We start from the raw sequence: 16,226 nt of genomic DNA, 5'->3' as shown, positions 1-16,226 counted from the left end.
CGAACGAACGCAGCGAACGACCGCGGCGTCAGACGATGATGCAGACGATCAGGGCGAAGAACGTGGCGCCTTCGATGAGCGCGGCCGAGATGATCATGCCGGTCTGGATGCTTCCGGCCATTTCCGGCTGACGAGCCATCGATTCGACGGCGCTGGCGCCGATGCGACCGATGCCGAGGCCGGCGCCGATGATGGCCAGGCCGGCGCCGATCGCCTTGCCGATGCCTTCGAAGGGGATGTTATCCGCCTGCTGCAGTTGAAGCTGCTGAGCGAAGATCTCCTCTTCGAGGAGCGTCGGCTCGAGCACGACCGTCGGCTGTGCGAAGGCGGCGACGGAGAAGAGAAGCATGCCGGCGAGGAAGGTCATCGCCCCGAACTTATTCCAGTTGCTCACGTTCGCGAATCTCCGAACCTTAAAGGGAAATGGTTTCTGTTCCGGCGGAACCTCGGCGAACCGCTCGCCGCGCGACCGCCGCCGTTCGCCGACGCTCGATCAGTGCGGATGAGCCGCTGAACCGATGAAGAGCGAGGCGAGAAAGACGAAAATGTAGGCCTGCAGGAAGGCCACGAACAGTTCGAGGATGCTGAGCGCGAACGCGCCCAGGATGCTGGCCGGCATGACGCCCCAGTAGAGCGCGGAGGTCGCCGTCGCCGCGATGAACGCGAGGATCGTCGCGAGCACCAGGTGCCCCGCGAAGATGTTCGCCATCAGTCGGACGGAGAGCACGAAGTGCTTAACCAGCAGGCCGAAGATTTCCAGTACGAAGATCAACGGCTTGATCAGGATCGACAGGACCCAGGGAAGTTCCATGTGCGGAACCTGCCCGGTCCAGTACTTCACGGGACCCATCTTCGCCATGCCCGTGCCGATGACGACGACGAACGTCGTCAGGGCGAGCACCGTCGTCACGGCGAACGACCCGGTGTAGGAGCCGGCCCAGGGAACCATGCCCAGCAGGTTCCCCATCAGGATGAAGAAGAACAGCGTCCAGAGAAACGGCAGGTACTTGTCGGCGTCGTGCTTGCCGATGGCGGGGCGTGCGACTTCATCGCGGATGAACAGCAGGACCGATTCCAGCAGGTTCCAGAGCCTGCCCCGGGGAGCGCCGCCCCCTCGGACCTTGCTCGCCAGCCAGACGAACGCGCCGATGATGATCACCGAGGCGACCAGTTCGAGCGCCATGAACTTCGTGAACTGCAGCGTCACCGGCAGCAGAATGTCGTCGATCTGCTGCACGCCGGTTCGGGGCGTGAAGACCGGCTCGCCCGTCTTGTTGACCGGTTGCCAGAGGTGGAGGTGGCCGTCGCGCACGCCGTCCAGATCGAGGGCCTGCGGGATCTCGAAGTAGGTCGAGTCCTGAACGTGACCGAGCAGGTGCCCCGGATCGAGCGGATCGTGGTTGCCGTGCGCAGCGTGAGCGTCGCCGTGCGGCTCGCCCTGATGAGGCGTCGCGGCGTCGTGATCGTGTTCGTCGTGACCCGGTTCGGGAGCCATTCCGGCTATCTTCCTGCTCGCGCGGGAGTCGATCGATCAGAGAACGGAGTTGACGGTTTTGGAACCGCGACCGGCGTGAATTTCATCAAGTCGTCGCATCGCCGCGTTCCGGGCGCCGATGCGCCAGATCGCCTCGACGATCCAGCCGGCGAGGTACGCGGCCACGACGGTAATCAACATGCCGCCGTCCAGCCACTCCGGTTGTTTCACCTTCGCCCAGAACACGACGCCCAACGGGAGCCCCGCCCGCAGGACGAGACCCGCGAAGGAGCGCACCAGCGGCTTGAGCGAACGGTCGACGAAGAACGGCAGAACAGAGGAGATCGCGGCGCCGACGACGACCGCCGCCGCCCCGATGCCCGAAGCTACTAAGCCCGAACCTTCGTCCGCGAACGCGTAGTAGGCGACGCACCCCAGCGCCACGATCAGCGTCGCGGCGAAGCTGGAGACGGCGCCGACAAGTTCCCGGCGTGCGAATTCCCGCTCGGCTGCTTCCGCGCGCTGCCCGTTTTCTACACGCTGCGCATCGGCCATCGGCGTACGATGGTCGTCGGCGTCGCGAGGAGGAAGCGAGGAATTCATTCCGACCGGATGAGTGATCGCGGCGAACTTCGGCACAGTTACGGATCTCAAGGGCGATTCATCTGCTTCGCGACCGCGAGCAAGCGCCAGATGCCGTACACCGTACCGAAAGCGACGCCGAGAAAGAGGAAGACCGGCAGCGTCCCGAGCCAGTTGTCGAGGAAGTACCCCGCGACTCCGGGAGCCGCCATGCCGAGGGAAATCCCCAGCACGTGATACGTCCAGGACGCCGCTTTCGAGAACGGCGTACGCTCGTCGGGCGTTCCGGAATCGGTCCCGGTAGGATCCGTCGACACGATAACCGTCGTTTCCTGAAGAGCTTGGCTCAGGTCGGGGGTCAATCTAAACGGCGCGGATAAGCTGGTCAACTCGCCCAAAGGGCGTCGACCATCGGAATTTCTGATCGGGGGCGAGATCAAATGGTCATCGTAGAGACTTCGCCGAATGCCCGATCCTTCGAAACCTTCGTCGCTGCCGAAGGTTAAAGCTCTTTAAGCCACGGCGGCATTCGAACGCGGATCCTGCTACCGTCGCGGTGCGGCGCTTTGACGCGCAGGCGGGCCCCGGGACGCTCCGCTCGCGAACTCCCCGCTCGCGAATTGGTGCAGCCCTGCCCCGAGGCGCTGTCTTAAGATGCACTCGTGACGGGTCGGACGCGGACTTTCCCGCCGAACGGCGGACGAACGGAATCCTTCGGAGGTCGAGAGTACATGGCGAACGGTTCTAGTTTCCGGTCGGCGACGTTCTCGCCGAAGCTTCGGGTCCTCCTGCTCGCTGTCGCAGGGACCGCGTTCGCCGTCGCGTCGGTTCCCCAACTGGGCTTCTCCGCCGAACCCGCCGGCGAGGCGGCCGTCGCGAGTCTCATCGGCGAGCGGCTGGAATCGATCACGCTGCCGCGGACCACCGGCGACTCGTGGAGCCTGTCCGACGCGAAGGAGGCCGAACTGCTCGTCGTGGCGTTCGTCGGCGTGGAATGTCCCTTGGCGAAGCTTTATTCGGAGCGGATCGCGACGCTGGCGAAGTCTTATGACGCACGCGTCGCGTGGACGTTCGTCGATCCGAATTCCCAGGATTCGCTGGCGGAGATGGCGGAGTTCGGGGAGAAGATCGTTCTGCCGGGCCCGTTCCTGCGGGACGTCGCCGCGAAGACCGCGATCGCCTGGAACGTCGAGCGGACGCCGGAGGTTCTGGTGTTCGATAAGGACCGCGCGCTTCAGTACCGCGGACGCGTCGACGATCAGTTCGGCATCGGCTACCTGAAGGACGCTGCGACCAGCGAAGATCTGAAGGCGGCGATCGATTCGCTCCTGGCCGGAGAGCCGGTCGCGACCCCGACGACGCAGGCAGTCGGCTGCCTGATCGGAAAGCCTCGCGAGCCCGACGCGCAGGCGGAGGTGACCTTCTCCAATCAGATCAGCCGGATCTTCAATCGCCGGTGCGTCGAGTGCCATCGCGAAGGCGAGATTGGTCCGTTCGTGCTGACCGAATACGAAGACGCTGCCGGCTGGGCGGACATGATCCTCGAGGTGGTCGACGATCGCCGGATGCCTCCCTGGCACGCGAATCCTGCCCACGGCAAGTTCAAGAACGACCGTCGCCTGACGGACGAAGAGCTTTCGCAGATCCGCGCGTGGGTCGCCGCCGGCGCGCCCGAAGGCGATCCGGACCTCAAGGAGGCCCCTGCGGAAAAGATCGCCGGCTGGCAACTGCCGAAGGAGCCCGACCTGATCGTGAAGATGGCGGAGGAACCGACCGTCGTGCCCGCGACCGGCGAAGTGAAGTACCGCTGGTTCGAGGTCGACCCGGGCCTGACCGAGGACAAGTGGATTCAGGCCATGGAGGTCCGTCCCGGAAACCGTGCGATCGTTCATCACATTCTGGTGTTCGACAAAGGTCCGAACGGATTCCGTCGCGACTTCGCCAGCGGCGCGCGGGGTTATCTGGCCGGTTACGTACCGGGGCTGCGGATCGACTCCTATCCGATCGGGATGGCGAAGAAGATCGAGGCCGGCTCGACGATCCGTTTCCAGATCCACTACACGCCGATCGGCAAGGAACAGACCGACCTCTCCGACATCGGCTTCGTCTGGGCCGATCCGGAGACCGTCACGAAGGAAGTGAAGACCGTCAGCGTCGTGCAGCCGGGTATTCGCATCGCTCCAGGCGACGCGAACCATCGGGTCTCGGCGTACAAGGTCGGCGCCCTGCGGAACTCCGAGATCCTCTGCTTCATGCCGCACATGCACCTCCGCGGCAAGTCGTTCCGTTACGAGGCCCGCTATCCGGACGGCACGAGCGAGATCTTGCTCGACGTGCCGAACTTCGACTTCAACTGGCAGACGGCGTACCTGCTGCCCGAGCCGATGAAGGTGCCGGACGGTACCCGGATCTGGGCGGAAGCCGCGTTCGACAACTCGGCGAACAATCTGTCGAACCCGGCGCCGGACGAGTGGGTTCGCTGGGGCGATCAGACCTGGGAGGAGATGATGATCGGCTACTTCGACGTCGCCGTTCCGTTCGACGACAAGACGGAGGAGCGCCCGCTGGAAGAGCTGCTCTCCCGCGAAGAGAAGGCCGACATCCTGCTCAAGCGGATGGACAAGAACGGCGACGGCGTCCTCACGAAGGACGAAGTTCCGCAGAAATTCCGCTTCATGGTCGAGCTTCTCGACTACGACAAGAGCGGCTCCGTCGATCTGAAGGAGCTGACCAAGATCGCCGATCAGATTCCGCTGAAATAGGCGGAAGCGTCCTGCGACTGGCGATGCTCCCCTGCTTGGGCGAGCATCGCCCTCGGTCTCCTTTCCCCTCTCCACCCTCTCCACCCTCTCCTCTCTTCCTATGGCTCACGCACAGGAATTCGCGCTCGTTCCGACCGAGGAACAGCTTCGCGAGATCGAACGCGAACTGCGGTTCGAGCCGACGAAGAACCCGTCGACGAAGGTTCTATCGCGGGAGCAGGTCGACTTCTACAACGCGAACGGCTATCTGATGCCGCTCGAAGTCTTCGACGCCAGCGAGGCGGCTGACTTCCGCGGGTGGTTCGACGGCCTGCTCGATCAGACGCTCGGTGCCGGGAAAGACAGCTACTCGATCTCCTCCGCCCATCTGAAATACGGGCGAATCTGGGATCTGCTGCGGAACGAGCGGATCGTGGGACCGGTCGCCGATCTGCTCGGCGAGAACGTCGTCGGCTGGGGGGCCCACTTCTTCTGCAAGATGCCGGGCGACGGAAAGCAGGTAACCTGGCATCAGGACGCCAGCTACTGGCCGATGACCCCCTCGCGAACGGTCACGGTCTGGCTGGCGGTCGATGACGCCGATCGCGAAAACGCCTGCATGCGGTTCCTCCCCGCTTCGCACCTGGAGGGGCGGATCCCCTACCGCGAAAGCGAAGGCGGCGAAGGAAACGTCCTGACGCAGACGGTCGAAGGGATCGAGCGATTCGGCGAGCCGGTGGACGACGTCCTCCGCGCGGGGCGGTTTTCGCTGCACAGCGACCTGCTGCTGCACGGGTCGGAGGCGAATCGCTCGTCCCGCCGCCGTTGCGGACTCACGCTGCGATACTGCGCGGTCGAGGTTCGTGCCCACCTCGGCTGGAACGCCAAGGGACTGATCGTCCGCGGACGCGACGCGGAGGGGTACTGGTCCGATCCCCCCCGTCCGGCTAACGATTGATCGACGTCCGACGGACCTGCGGGGCCGTGCACCGCAGTAAGTTCATCTTCTCCTCCGGGTGCCACTGGCTCCGCCAGTGCTTTTCCGGAGGCTGGATCGATCGGGTTGGACGACTATTCAAGCTTCGGCACTGGCGGAGCCAGTGGCACCCGACAGTTTTCGATCAAGCTGACAGACAGCGGTGGACGGACCTTTAGCAGCGAGACGCTCTGACGACGTCGGCGTTCAACCTACAAATCGGCGCCGGTCGCTCGTAGAGCCTGCCAGAGCCAGTCGGGCGCGGCGAACAGGCCGATCGTCGCGGCGGCGCAGAGCGTCCCGCCGGCCAGCGCCGGCCACTCGACGCTCCGCCGGTCCCCGTTCGCGGTCGGACGCAGGTACATCGCGCCGAGCACGCGCAGGTAGTAGTACGCCGCGATCCCCGCGTTGACCAGCATCGCGATCGCCAGCCAGCGCCATCCCCCGGACCATGCGGCGACGAACAGGTTCATCTTGCCGAGGAAACCTGCCGTCGGCGGCAGGCCGATCATGCTGAAGAGCGCGATCGCGAGCAGCGCCGCCGCGAAGGGCTGCGACCGTCCGAGTCCCGCCAGGTCGTCGATCGTCGTCACGCGATCGTCGTCGGGCATCGCCGCCTGCGATTCGGCGGCCTGCGTGCGTCGAACGCGAAGCATCGCCAGTACGGCGAACGCTCCCACCGTCATCGCGCCGTAAGAGGCCAGATAGAAGAGCGCGGACCCGAGACCGACGCCGGGTTCGGTCGGATGCATCGCCACGAGGCCGACGAGCATGTAGCCGCCGTGCGCGATGCCGGAGTACGCCAGCAGTCGTCGCAGGTCGGTCTGCACGAGGGCCAGCAGATTTCCGACGCACATGCTGAGCACGGCCAGCGCGGCGAGCATCGGCGCGGCGACGTCGGTCAGCGACCAGCCTCCGGTCGCCAGCGCCTCGGGCGCTCCGATGATCCGCGCCAGCGCGACGATTCCGACCGCCTTGGGAATGAACGAGAGCGTCGCGGCGCCGACGGTCGACGTCCCCTGGAAGACGTCCGGAGCGTAGAAGTGAAACGGCGCCGCGGCCAGTCGGAAGGCAAGTCCTGCCACGATCGCGGCGATCGCGATCGCCAGCGTCGCCGGCATCGGACCGTGCGCTCCCAACGCCAGCGCCGCCTTCATCGCGACCAGATCCGTCGTCCCGGTCGTGCCGTAGAGATAGCTCAAGCCGAACAAGGCGATGGCCGAGGAGAAGACGCTCAGCAGAAAGTACTTCAGCGTCGCCTCCTGACCCGCCGCGTCATGCCGCGAAAGATACAGCAGAACATACGTCGGCAGACTGACCAGTTCCAGCGCGAGGAACAGCATCACCAGGTCGTTCGCGACGGCGACCAGCGACGTGCCCGCGCAGATGAAGAGCAGACAGGCATAGAACTCCGCCGCCTTGCCCGCGGAGACGCGACTCCACGCGACGAGCGTCAGGATCGCCGCGCTCGCCAGGCTCAATCCGCGAACGAACCAGGCGAGTCCGTCGACGCGAAACGGCCCGGGGAGCGCTTCGCCGGTCGGTTCGAAGCGCAGCCAGAGCCAGCCGGCCACGGCGATCGCGACCAGGGTCGCGCCCGCCCAGAGATGCCTGAGGTATCGCGGTCCCTCGCCCGATCGCCCTTCGCTCGAACTGTCGAGCAGGAAAGGAGCAATAAGGAAGTACGCGCAGCCGAAGAAGATCAGCGCCACCTCGGGCAGCGCGAGCTCGACGGAGTCGACGAGACGTTCGACGAATTCGTTCACCTGCCGTCGCTCTCCTCGCCCGTCGCGACGGTCGCCACCTGCGGCGTCACGGGATTCGAATCGTAAAGTCGCACCACCCGATCGACGTCGGGCTGGATCAGGTCGGTCAGCGGCTTCGGGTAGAGCCCGATCGCCAGGCAGAGCGCCATCAGCGGGATCGCGATCGCCAGCTCACGCAGGCGAAGATCCTGAGGCGGAGCGCCTTCCGCGTGCGGTTCGCGAAGGGGACCGAAGAACGTCCGTTGAATCAGCGTGAGCAGGTACCACGCGCCGAGCACGACGCCCGAGGCTCCGACGATCGCGTACGCAGGGTCCCGCGCAAACATTCCGGCGAGCGCCAGGTACTCGCCCACGAATCCGTTCAGCAGCGGGAGCCCCGCGCTCGCGAAGCAGACGAAGATCATGCAGACCGCGAGCGCCGGCAGACGCGACGCCAGTCCGCCGAACTGCGACATGTCGCGCGTGCCGTAGCGCTGCTCGATCATTCCGACGAACAGGAAGATCGCCCCGGTCGACAGACCGTGGTTGATCATCTGGAGGACGCCGCCCGTCGTTCCTTCAAGGTTGAGCGCGAAGAGCCCGAGCGTCACGAAGCCGAGATGGCTGAGACTGCTGTAGGCGACCAGCCGCTTCATATCGGACTGCGCGAGAGCACAGAGCGCGCCGTAGACGATGCCCACGACGGACAGCGTCGCCACGAGCGGCACGCCGATCGATTCGACCGCGTCGGGGAGTAACGGCATGCAGATTCTGAACAGGCCGTACGCCCCCATCTTCAGCACGGTCCCGGAGAGCAGGACGGTCACCGCCGTCGGCGCCTCGACGTACGTCAGCGGCTGCCATGTATGAAACGGCACGAGCGGAATCTTGACCGCGAAACCGAGCCCGATCGCGAGCATCAGCCCCACCTGCAGCGCGTACGGCAGTGGGTCGAGCGCCGTCGCGGCCGCGAGATCGGGAATGGAGAACGGCGTCGCCAGATTCCATCGATCGGCTGCCGCGACGCCGAGGGCCAAGATGCCTCCGAGCGTCGCGAGACTGCCGCAGAGCGTGAACAGGACGAAGCGGCCAGCCGCGCGGCGACGCTCCTGTCCTCCCCAGATTCCGATCAGGAAGAAGATCGGGATCAGCGTGAATTCGAAACAGACGTAGAACAGCAGCAGATCGAACGCGCAGAACGATCCGATCAGGCCGCTCTCGAGCGCGAGGATCCACGCGAAGTAGGCCGTTCGCTTGTCGCGGACGTTATTCCACGAAAGCAGGATCGCCGTCGTCGTCAGCAGGGCCGTCAGCGAGATGAGCAGCGCCGAAACGCCGTCCATGCCCAGATAGAACTCCAGCCGCACGTCGGGCGCGTCGCCCACCCGCGGCACGGTCATCCAGGTCTGTCGAAGTTCGAACCGCGGCGCGACCGGATCGGTCGTCGTGAGCGGACGCGCCTGCGTCAGTTCATAAGTCGCATAGAGCGAAATCGCCAGCGTCGCGATCGACACGACGAGCGCGGTCCACCGCGCGGTATGGGCGTCCGTGGGGCGCAACAGCGCGAGCGCCGCAGCAGCCGCGAGCGGAAGCAGGATCAGAACGGGCAGCAAACCGATCATCGCGAGCCTCCCTGCAAGTCTGCCCGATCGCTGACAGGCGTCGCCTCGACCGGTCGGAGGGCTTCGGGCTTCTGCCGGAACAGGCTCGCGAATCCGGCGATGACGAGCACGGCGACGCCGAAGAACATAGCCAGCGCGTACCAGCCGGAGCGTCCGTTCTGGTTCGGTCGCAGAAACGTCCCGATCGCTCGCGGAACGCCGGCGACGCGATCAATCGCAGGATCGAGGGCCGCCCGATCGATCGAACTGAAAACGCGCCCGGCGAAGAGCAGCGGCAGCACGAGCGCCGCCCCGTAGATCTCGTCGAGGAAGAACTTCCGGTGCGAGAGGGTAAAGAGCGGACCGCTCGCCGCCGCGAGCTTCGCAGGCAGTCCGGGCGAAGCGACGTACGCGACGTAGGCGAACGCGATCCCCGCCAGCGCGGCGAGGGTTCCCAGACCCGCGACGGTCCAGTCGAAATGATGCTCGTGGGCTGCCGGCAACCCCGGCGTGTGAGCGAGAAAATGACTGAACATTCCGGTCGGGCCGAGGATCAGTCCCGCGAACGCCGCGAGAACCGCCAGCGCCACGAGCGGCCCGGTCATCGCCGGCGGCGATTCATGCGGATGGACATGCTCGTGCGAATATCTCGCTTCGCCCCAGAACGTCAGGAAGTAGACGCGGAACGAATAGAACGCCGTGAGCGTCGCGGTCACGAGCGCCAGGAGGAACAGCGGGAAGAAGTAGGCGGCCCAGCTTCCTTCGGCGCCCGCCGTCTTGAGCGCGACGAGGATTTCATCCTTGCTCCAGAAACCGGCGAGCAAGGGCGCCCCCGCGAGCGCGGCGATGCCGACCAGAAAGGTCGCGTGCGTCCAGGGGAGTTCGCGACGCAGACCGCCGAAGCGGCGAACGTCGATCTCGCCGTTCATCGCGTGCATCACGCTCCCGGCGCCGAGAAACAACAGCGCCTTGAAGAAGGCGTGCGTCACCAGGTGGAACATCGCCGCGACCACCGCAGCGGTCGCCGCCGCTTCGCCCGCGACGCCTGCTCCGAGCGCGAGAAACATGTAGCCGAGTTGGCTGACCGTGGAGTACGCCAGGACCTTCTTCAGGTCGTTCTGCGTCAGCGCGATCAGCGCGGCCAGAATCGCGGTGAAGCCTCCGGTCAGGCCGACGACGACCTGCGCTTCGGGAGCCATCAGGAACAGCGGCGTGCATCTTGCGACGAGGTACACGCCGGCGGTCACCATCGTCGCCGCGTGGATCAGGGCGCTGACCGGCGTGGGACCCTCCATCGCGTCGGGAAGCCAGACCATCAGCGGGAACTGGGCGCTCTTGCCGACCGCGCCGCCGAACAGCAGCAGGCAGATGGTGACCAGCAAGGAATGTCCGTTCAGGGGGCCGAACGAGCCTGCCGCGACGCGTTCGATCGCCTCGGCGGAGAGGATCGTCGGCAGATCGAGCGTCCCGAACGACCTCCAGGTCAGGAAGATCCCGATCAGCATCGCGAAGTCGCCGATGCGATTCGCGACGAACGCCTTGCGCGCCGCCGAAGCAGCTGCCGGCTTCTCATACCAGAACCCGATCAGCAGGTAGCTGCACAGGCCGACGCCTTCCCAGCCCGCGAACAGAATCAGAAGGTTGTCGGCGAGGACCAGCAGGCACATCGAAAACACGAACAGCGACACGGCCGCGAAGTATCGGGCGTACCCGCGGTCGCCGTGCATATACGCCGACGAGAAGATCGCGACGAGCGTGCTGACGAACGTAACGGTCGAAAGCATGACGGCCGTCATCGCATCGACGCGAAACGCCACGGGTACGTTCAGCGTTCCGACGTCGATCCAGTTCCAGGCGACGACCGCGGCATCATGTTCGGGCGGCGCGAGGACGAACGCGATCGAAGCCGCGAACGCGATCGCGAGCGCCGCGACGCAGGGCCACGCGCTCGCTTCCTGCAACATTCGTTTGCCGAAGAGGGCGATGACGACGGAAGCCAGAAGGGGCGCCGCGAGAATCGTCGCGATGAGCGCCTGGGCGAGAGAATCAGACATCGGCGCTCTCCCGGGCTTCGACCTCGTAGGAACGCGGCGCGTCCTTCGGAACGGCTCCGGCAGGCGTCAGTCTGGGGAACTCCGGCGGCTTCCCGCGCTCGGTCGCGTACGTGGCGGCGGCCTCTTCGACCGCTTCGTCGCGACGCGGGGCGACCTCAGCCAGATCGCTCCAGACGTCGATGTCGAGCGTCTTCCGGCGGCGATACAGGGCGAGCGTCAAAGCCAGTCCGATCCCAGCTTCGCACGCGGCGATCGCCAGCAGAAACACGGTGAACGACTGGCCGCGGAGGTTCTCGTGGAAGCCGGAGAACGCGACCAGGTTGAGCGAGACGCCGTGCAGCATCAGTTCCGACGACAGCATGACGAGAATCAGGTTTCGCCGGGTCAGAAACCCGACGGCGCCGAGAACGAACAGGATCGCCCCGACGACGAGGCAGTTATCGAGCAGGGCCGTCGTCACAGTTCGCCTCCCTGCCGCCGGGGAGCGATCGCGATCGCTCCGATCGCGGCGACGAGAAGCGCCGTGCCGGCAAGTTCGACCGCGAACAGGTAGTCGCCGAAGAGCGACCGTCCCAGCGATCGCATCGAGGCGAGATCGTCGCCGCCCGCGGTCAGCGTCTGTTCGGCGAGCGCCTGGGGCGGAGGCATGAAGCGGGCGGACGCGACGGCGTCGTCCGATCCTCGCCACGCGAACAACGCGAGGAGCAGCGTCGCCAGTACCAGTCCCGCGGCGATCATCGTCGCGAACGGACGCGAGGCGTTCCGATCGTAAAAAGCCGCCCCATTCTGCTGGGCGAGCATCAGGATGAATAGGAACGTCACGATGATGGCGCCGGCGTAGACGATCACCGTGGCCGCGGCGAGAAACGGAGCGAAGTTGAGCAGGAACAACCCGCTCACGCCGAGCGTCGCGATCGCGAACCAAAGCGCCGCATAGACGGGGTCGTGATTGGTCACCGTCAACGTCGCGGAGACGACGGCGACGCCCGCGAAGAGATAGAAGAGCCCCGCCTGGGAAGGATCGTCCATCGGCAGGAGCGACGTCGCTCCCAGAATTCCGACCGACGCGAACCCGGCCGCGACGGCCAGGGCGACGCGCGCAGCGCCCATCTTCGGACGCGGCAGCGCGAGCCAGAGCGCGAACGCCCCGAGCGTCACGCCGACCAGCGGCGCCGCATGCGAGAGCAGCCATTCAAGAAACGGTGGCATAAACGATCAGCCGTCTTTGCGTCTTCGCGGCGCAGTCGCCGCGTCGGAGTGCGTGGGGGCGCCGGGAATCGGGAGACCCGCGGCGACGAGGTTCGAGTCGACCGGATCCTTCGGCGTCGGCTTGGGACCGACGACCGCCTCCTTCGCCGGATCGCCGACGGGCCGCGTGGGACTCGTCGGATTGACTTCCAGTTCCGACGCCGGGCCGAGCGCGCCGCGATGCGTTCTGACCGGATCGACGGGCAACTGGGCGGTCGCGTCGTAGATAGAAAGGAGCTTCTCGCGATCGAAGAGCATCTGCTCCCGCGACAGGGCGCTGATGTCGAACTGGCTGGTCAGCTCGATCGCGTCGCAGGGGCAAGCTTCTTCGCACATCCCGCAAAAGATGCACTTGAGCTCGTCGATCACGAAGATCGCGGGATACTTGTCCCGGTCTTCCCACGGCGCGGCGGCCGCTTCGATCGTAATGCAGTGGGCGGGGCAGGCCGTCGCGCACATGAAGCAGGCGACGCACTTCACGCGGCCCTGCTCGTCTCGATTGAGTCGATGAACGCCGCGGTAGTTCTCCGACAGTTCGGGCTTCTGTTCCGGGAACTGTTGCGTGAGCGACTTCCGCTCGACGACGTGCCGCACGGTCGTCTTCAGACCCTGGACGATCGCCGGTAGAAACGTCGATTCCCAGAACCCGAGTTCGGGCTCGTCCACCCAGCGGACGTCGTCCTGGGGGTCAGGGTTTTTCGGATTGGCCATAGGTCGTTTTCGAAGTCGGCGCACGGGCCGCGAGATTCGGATTCAGCTCGGCGCCGTTCAGGCCGCGCGACGCATCGCCATCGCGGGCGTCGGGCGCGGAGAGCGCTGCAGCGTGAGCGACAAGGCGCCGGCGCCGAGGAACAGCGCCGCCGACGTCAAGGCGAGCCACCAGCGGCTTTGATCGAAATGAAGCGTCAGCATCACGCAAACGACGTTCAGCAGCGCGAGCGGAATGAGCCCCTTCCAGGCGAGGCTCATCAACTGATCGAAGCGGAACCGCGGAATGGTCCACCGCAGCAGCATGATGAACACGATGCAGCAGAAGACTTTGAAGAACAGGATCGCCAGCCCGACGACCCAGGCGAGCGGATATTCGCTCGTCGGGGTCGAGATCCACGGGAAGTACCACGCGCCGAAGAACATGATCGACACGAGGAAGCTGACCGTGATGACGTGGGCGTATTCGGCAAGGAAGAACATCGCGAACTTCATCGCGCCGTATTCGGTGTGGTAGCCGCCGACGAGTTCCTGTTCGCACTCCGGCAGGTCGAACGGCAGTCGATTCGATTCGGCGAGCGCCGCCGTGAAGAAGATCAGGCAGGCGAGCGGCTGGACCCAGACGTACCACCCGAGGATCCCGTCGGCGCCCTGCGACGTCGCGATCTCTTCCAGATTCAACGTCCCGCTGAGGAGCGCGACGCCGAGCACGCTCATGCCGAGCGGCAGTTCGTAACTGATGACCTGCGCGCTGGAGCGAAGCGCGCCGAGGACGCTGTATTTATTGTTCGATGCCCAGCCCCCCAGGATGATGCCGTACACGGCCAGGCTGGTCACCGCGAACACGAACACCAGGCCGATATCGACGCCAGGGGCGACGACGAAGCGGAACCAGTCGAACGTCCGCTCGACCGGGCCGAACGGTACGACCGCGAACGCGAGCATGGTCGTGAAGACTGACACGCAGGGCGCGAGCGTGAAGAGCAGCTTGTCGACGTGCTGGGGCGTGTACTCTTCCTTGAGGATGAACTTGAGCCCATCCGCGATCGGCTGAAACAGACCCGCCGGTCCGACGCGATTCGGACCCAGGCGGTCCTGCATCGCCGCGGAAAGCTTCCGCTCGAGCCAGATCAGATACGAACAGATTCCCAGCGTTCCTCCGAGCGTGACGGAGATGACGAGGATCGTGACGATCAAGTCGCTGAGAGACATCGCGGACGTCGAAGTGGAACGGTGAACGACGGAGAGCGGTCGAGAAACGGAACTCAGGGAGCGCCCGCGGCGATATCGGCAGTCGCACGCTGGCCGTCGTCGACTCCTTCGAGTCGAACGTCGGTCCGCACGCCGAGCGATCCCAGATCGCCGACGGCGAGAGCCCGCAACTCGGGCACGTTCGCCGCAATCTCCTTGCGGAGATTGCCGGCATGGAACAGGCCCGTGCGCCCCGCCAGGTCCCAGAGGATGCGACCGTCCGGCCTAGCCTCTTCCGGTCCGCGGACGGCGCGGCGAATCGCCTGGGCGAGGCCGGAATGGTTGACGAACGTGCCGTCCTTCTCCATGAACGTCCCGCCGGGCAGGACGTAGCGGGCGGCCTCGCTGGCCGGCGATGCGAGGATGTCCTGCACGATCAGAAGCTTTGCCGTCGCCAGCGTCGCGGCGAATTCGGCGTCGTCGGCGAAGTCCGGATCGCCGCCCGCGTAGTAGACCGCCTCGATCTCTTCAGTTCCGAGCTCCGGCAGCAGTCGCTCCGCCGCGACGACGTCGCCCTCGAAATGGCGGAGGATGGCCTCGACCCCGCGGAGGTTCGGCGCCTTCTCGGCACGGATCGTGAACTTCGTCGGCTCGACGGCGCGTCCGTGGACGTCCTTCGGATAGCGATCGTCTTCCCCTTCGACGCGAACGGGACCGAGCGCCAGGCGGACCTGCGGCGACAGGGACTTCAGGTACGACGCGAGCAGGTAGGCTTCTTCGACCGTCATCCAGGGGGAAAGAATGCCGAGAATCGCGGCGGGGCGGGACGCCGCGAGCTGCTGCAATTCTTCCCGCACGCTTCGCTGCGCCTGCTCCCAGGGAACGGGAACCTGGCCTCCGTTTGCGCTCCGTGCGAGCGGTTGACGGAGCCGATTCGGCGACGCCTGGTACTTGAAGCCGAAGCGTCCCTCGTCGCACATGAAGTGCCCCTGCGCCAGCGGATTATGCCGCGGCTTCAGACGATAGACGACGTTCTCGTTCTGGTCGACATGGATGCTGCAGCCCGTGCTGCAGTTGGGGCAGACGCTCTCCTTGGACTCGAGCCACCAGACCCGCTGCTTGTACAGGAAGTCCTTGCTGCAGAGCGCTCCGACCGGGCAGATGTCGACGACGTTGCCTGCGAGTTTGTTGTCGCAGGGCTCGCCCGGGAAGATATCGATCTCCGCGTGGCTGCCGCGCTGAATGACCTGCAATTCGCTGGTGCCGGAGATTTCCCGCGTGAAGCGGACGCACCGGGTGCACATCACGCAGCGGTCGGTGAACAGCGTGATCTGCTCGCCGATATAGTCCTTATCCGGCTTCAGAAGCTTCGCTTCCTTCAGCCGCGAATAGCCGCGACCGTAACGGAAGCTGAAGTCCTGAAGCTTGCATTCGCCCGCCTGGTCGCAGACCGGACAATCGAGCGGATGATTCAGCAGCAGGAATTCCAGCACCTGGTTCTGGGCCGCCTTCACCTTTTCGCTGTTGGTGACGATGACGGAGCCGGCCTTCACCGGCGTCTGGCAGGCGGGGACGAGCTTGGGTTGCATCGCGAGGACGCCCCCCTGCCCGATCTGACCCGCTTCGACCAGGCACATGCGGCAACTGGCGACGACCGAAAGCGCCGGGTGCCAGCAGTAGTGCGGAATTTCGACGCCGGCCCGCTGGGCGAGCTGGATCGCGTTGAGGGACTCGCCCTCATGAATCGCGACCTCTTGCCCGTTAACGGTGGCGGTCGATTTCGCTTGCGTCGTCATGGATTCGACAGGAAACCTGAATCTTTCGTAGGGTGGGTCATTGACCCACCGACTGCGTCGTTCGAAATCGCGAGTCTTCGGGGAGGCGGGTCAATGACCCACCCTACGAA

Annotated in this window: 14 protein-coding genes; 2 read left to right on the top strand and 12 right to left on the bottom strand. The window is 65.4% G+C overall.

Going from position 1 to position 16,226, the window contains the following annotated elements:
• Window positions 1-28: 28 nt before the first annotated feature.
• The 4 genes from atpE to SH602x_RS17560 all read right to left on the bottom strand — a co-directional run bounded on the left by atpE (window position 29) and on the right by SH602x_RS17560 (window position 2,373).
• Window positions 29-394 (bottom strand): ATP synthase F0 subunit C, encoded by a 366-nt coding sequence (gene atpE / locus SH602x_RS17575; protein WP_479472224.1) that lies wholly within the window; start codon window positions 392-394, stop codon window positions 29-31.
• Between the two features lie 99 nt (window positions 395-493).
• Entirely contained in the window at window positions 494-1,495 is a 1,002-nt protein-coding gene (gene atpB / locus SH602x_RS17570; RefSeq protein WP_479473556.1) for a F0F1 ATP synthase subunit A, read from the bottom strand.
• 36 nt (window positions 1,496-1,531) lie between these two features.
• Window positions 1,532-2,077 carry a hypothetical protein gene (locus tag SH602x_RS17565; protein ID WP_479473555.1) on the bottom strand — a complete coding sequence of 182 codons (546 nt, stop codon included), beginning with the start codon at window positions 2,075-2,077 and terminating at the stop codon, window positions 1,532-1,534.
• Window positions 2,078-2,124: 47 nt separating this feature from the next.
• Window positions 2,125-2,373 carry an AtpZ/AtpI family protein gene (locus SH602x_RS17560; protein WP_479472227.1) on the bottom strand — a complete coding sequence of 83 codons (249 nt, stop codon included), beginning with the start codon at window positions 2,371-2,373 and terminating at the stop codon, window positions 2,125-2,127.
• A gap of 414 nt (window positions 2,374-2,787) precedes the next feature.
• On the opposite strand from SH602x_RS17560, the gene SH602x_RS17555 reads away from it, so the two are divergent.
• Both SH602x_RS17555 and SH602x_RS17550 read left to right on the top strand, forming a co-directional pair.
• The gene (locus tag SH602x_RS17555; protein WP_479473554.1) at window positions 2,788-4,818 is read left to right on the top strand and encodes a redoxin domain-containing protein; all 2,031 of its coding nucleotides are present in this window, start codon (window positions 2,788-2,790) and stop codon (window positions 4,816-4,818) included.
• Between the two features lie 100 nt (window positions 4,819-4,918).
• Window positions 4,919-5,755 carry a phytanoyl-CoA dioxygenase family protein gene (locus tag SH602x_RS17550; protein ID WP_479473553.1) on the top strand — a complete coding sequence of 279 codons (837 nt, stop codon included), beginning with the start codon at window positions 4,919-4,921 and terminating at the stop codon, window positions 5,753-5,755.
• 230 nt (window positions 5,756-5,985) lie between these two features.
• Here the strand turns inward: SH602x_RS17550 and SH602x_RS17545 are convergent, their stop codons facing one another.
• Genes SH602x_RS17545 through SH602x_RS17510 form a run of 8 tightly spaced genes read right to left on the bottom strand, consistent with a single transcriptional unit; the run spans window position 5,986 to window position 16,116 of the window.
• Window positions 5,986-7,539, bottom strand: coding sequence for an NADH-quinone oxidoreductase subunit N (locus tag SH602x_RS17545; protein ID WP_479473552.1), 1,554 nt, complete (start codon window positions 7,537-7,539; stop codon window positions 5,986-5,988).
• Window positions 7,536-9,140, bottom strand: coding sequence for a complex I subunit 4 family protein (locus tag SH602x_RS17540; RefSeq protein WP_479473551.1), 1,605 nt, complete (start codon window positions 9,138-9,140; stop codon window positions 7,536-7,538). The genes SH602x_RS17545 and SH602x_RS17540 overlap by 4 nt, the downstream gene beginning before the upstream one ends.
• The gene (gene nuoL / locus SH602x_RS17535; protein WP_479473550.1) at window positions 9,137-11,173 is read right to left on the bottom strand and encodes an NADH-quinone oxidoreductase subunit L; all 2,037 of its coding nucleotides are present in this window, start codon (window positions 11,171-11,173) and stop codon (window positions 9,137-9,139) included. Before nuoL ends, SH602x_RS17540 begins: the two co-directional genes overlap by 4 nt.
• A complete protein-coding gene (nuoK, locus tag SH602x_RS17530) occupies window positions 11,166-11,633 on the bottom strand; it encodes an NADH-quinone oxidoreductase subunit NuoK (RefSeq protein ID WP_479473549.1) in 468 nt (155 codons plus the stop codon). The genes nuoL and nuoK overlap by 8 nt, the downstream gene beginning before the upstream one ends.
• Window positions 11,630-12,382 (bottom strand): NADH-quinone oxidoreductase subunit J family protein, encoded by a 753-nt coding sequence (locus tag SH602x_RS17525; protein ID WP_479473548.1) that lies wholly within the window; start codon window positions 12,380-12,382, stop codon window positions 11,630-11,632. The genes nuoK and SH602x_RS17525 overlap by 4 nt, the downstream gene beginning before the upstream one ends.
• Window positions 12,383-12,388: 6 nt before the next feature.
• Window positions 12,389-13,132: a NuoI/complex I 23 kDa subunit family protein gene (locus SH602x_RS17520; protein WP_479473547.1), complete on the bottom strand. Its 744-nt coding sequence runs from the start codon at window positions 13,130-13,132 to the stop codon at window positions 12,389-12,391.
• A gap of 57 nt (window positions 13,133-13,189) precedes the next feature.
• A complete protein-coding gene (gene nuoH / locus SH602x_RS17515) occupies window positions 13,190-14,341 on the bottom strand; it encodes an NADH-quinone oxidoreductase subunit NuoH (RefSeq protein WP_479473546.1) in 1,152 nt (383 codons plus the stop codon).
• 53 nt (window positions 14,342-14,394) lie between these two features.
• On the bottom strand, window positions 14,395-16,116 hold the full coding sequence (locus SH602x_RS17510; protein WP_479473545.1) for an NADH-quinone oxidoreductase subunit G: 1,722 nt from the start codon (window positions 16,114-16,116) through the stop codon (window positions 14,395-14,397).
• Window positions 16,117-16,226: the final 110 nt, after the last annotated feature.

The organism is Lignipirellula cremea, from assembly GCF_056501455.1.
Note: the sequence above shows the minus strand (reverse complement) of the source record. Positions and strands in the feature narration are given on the sequence as shown.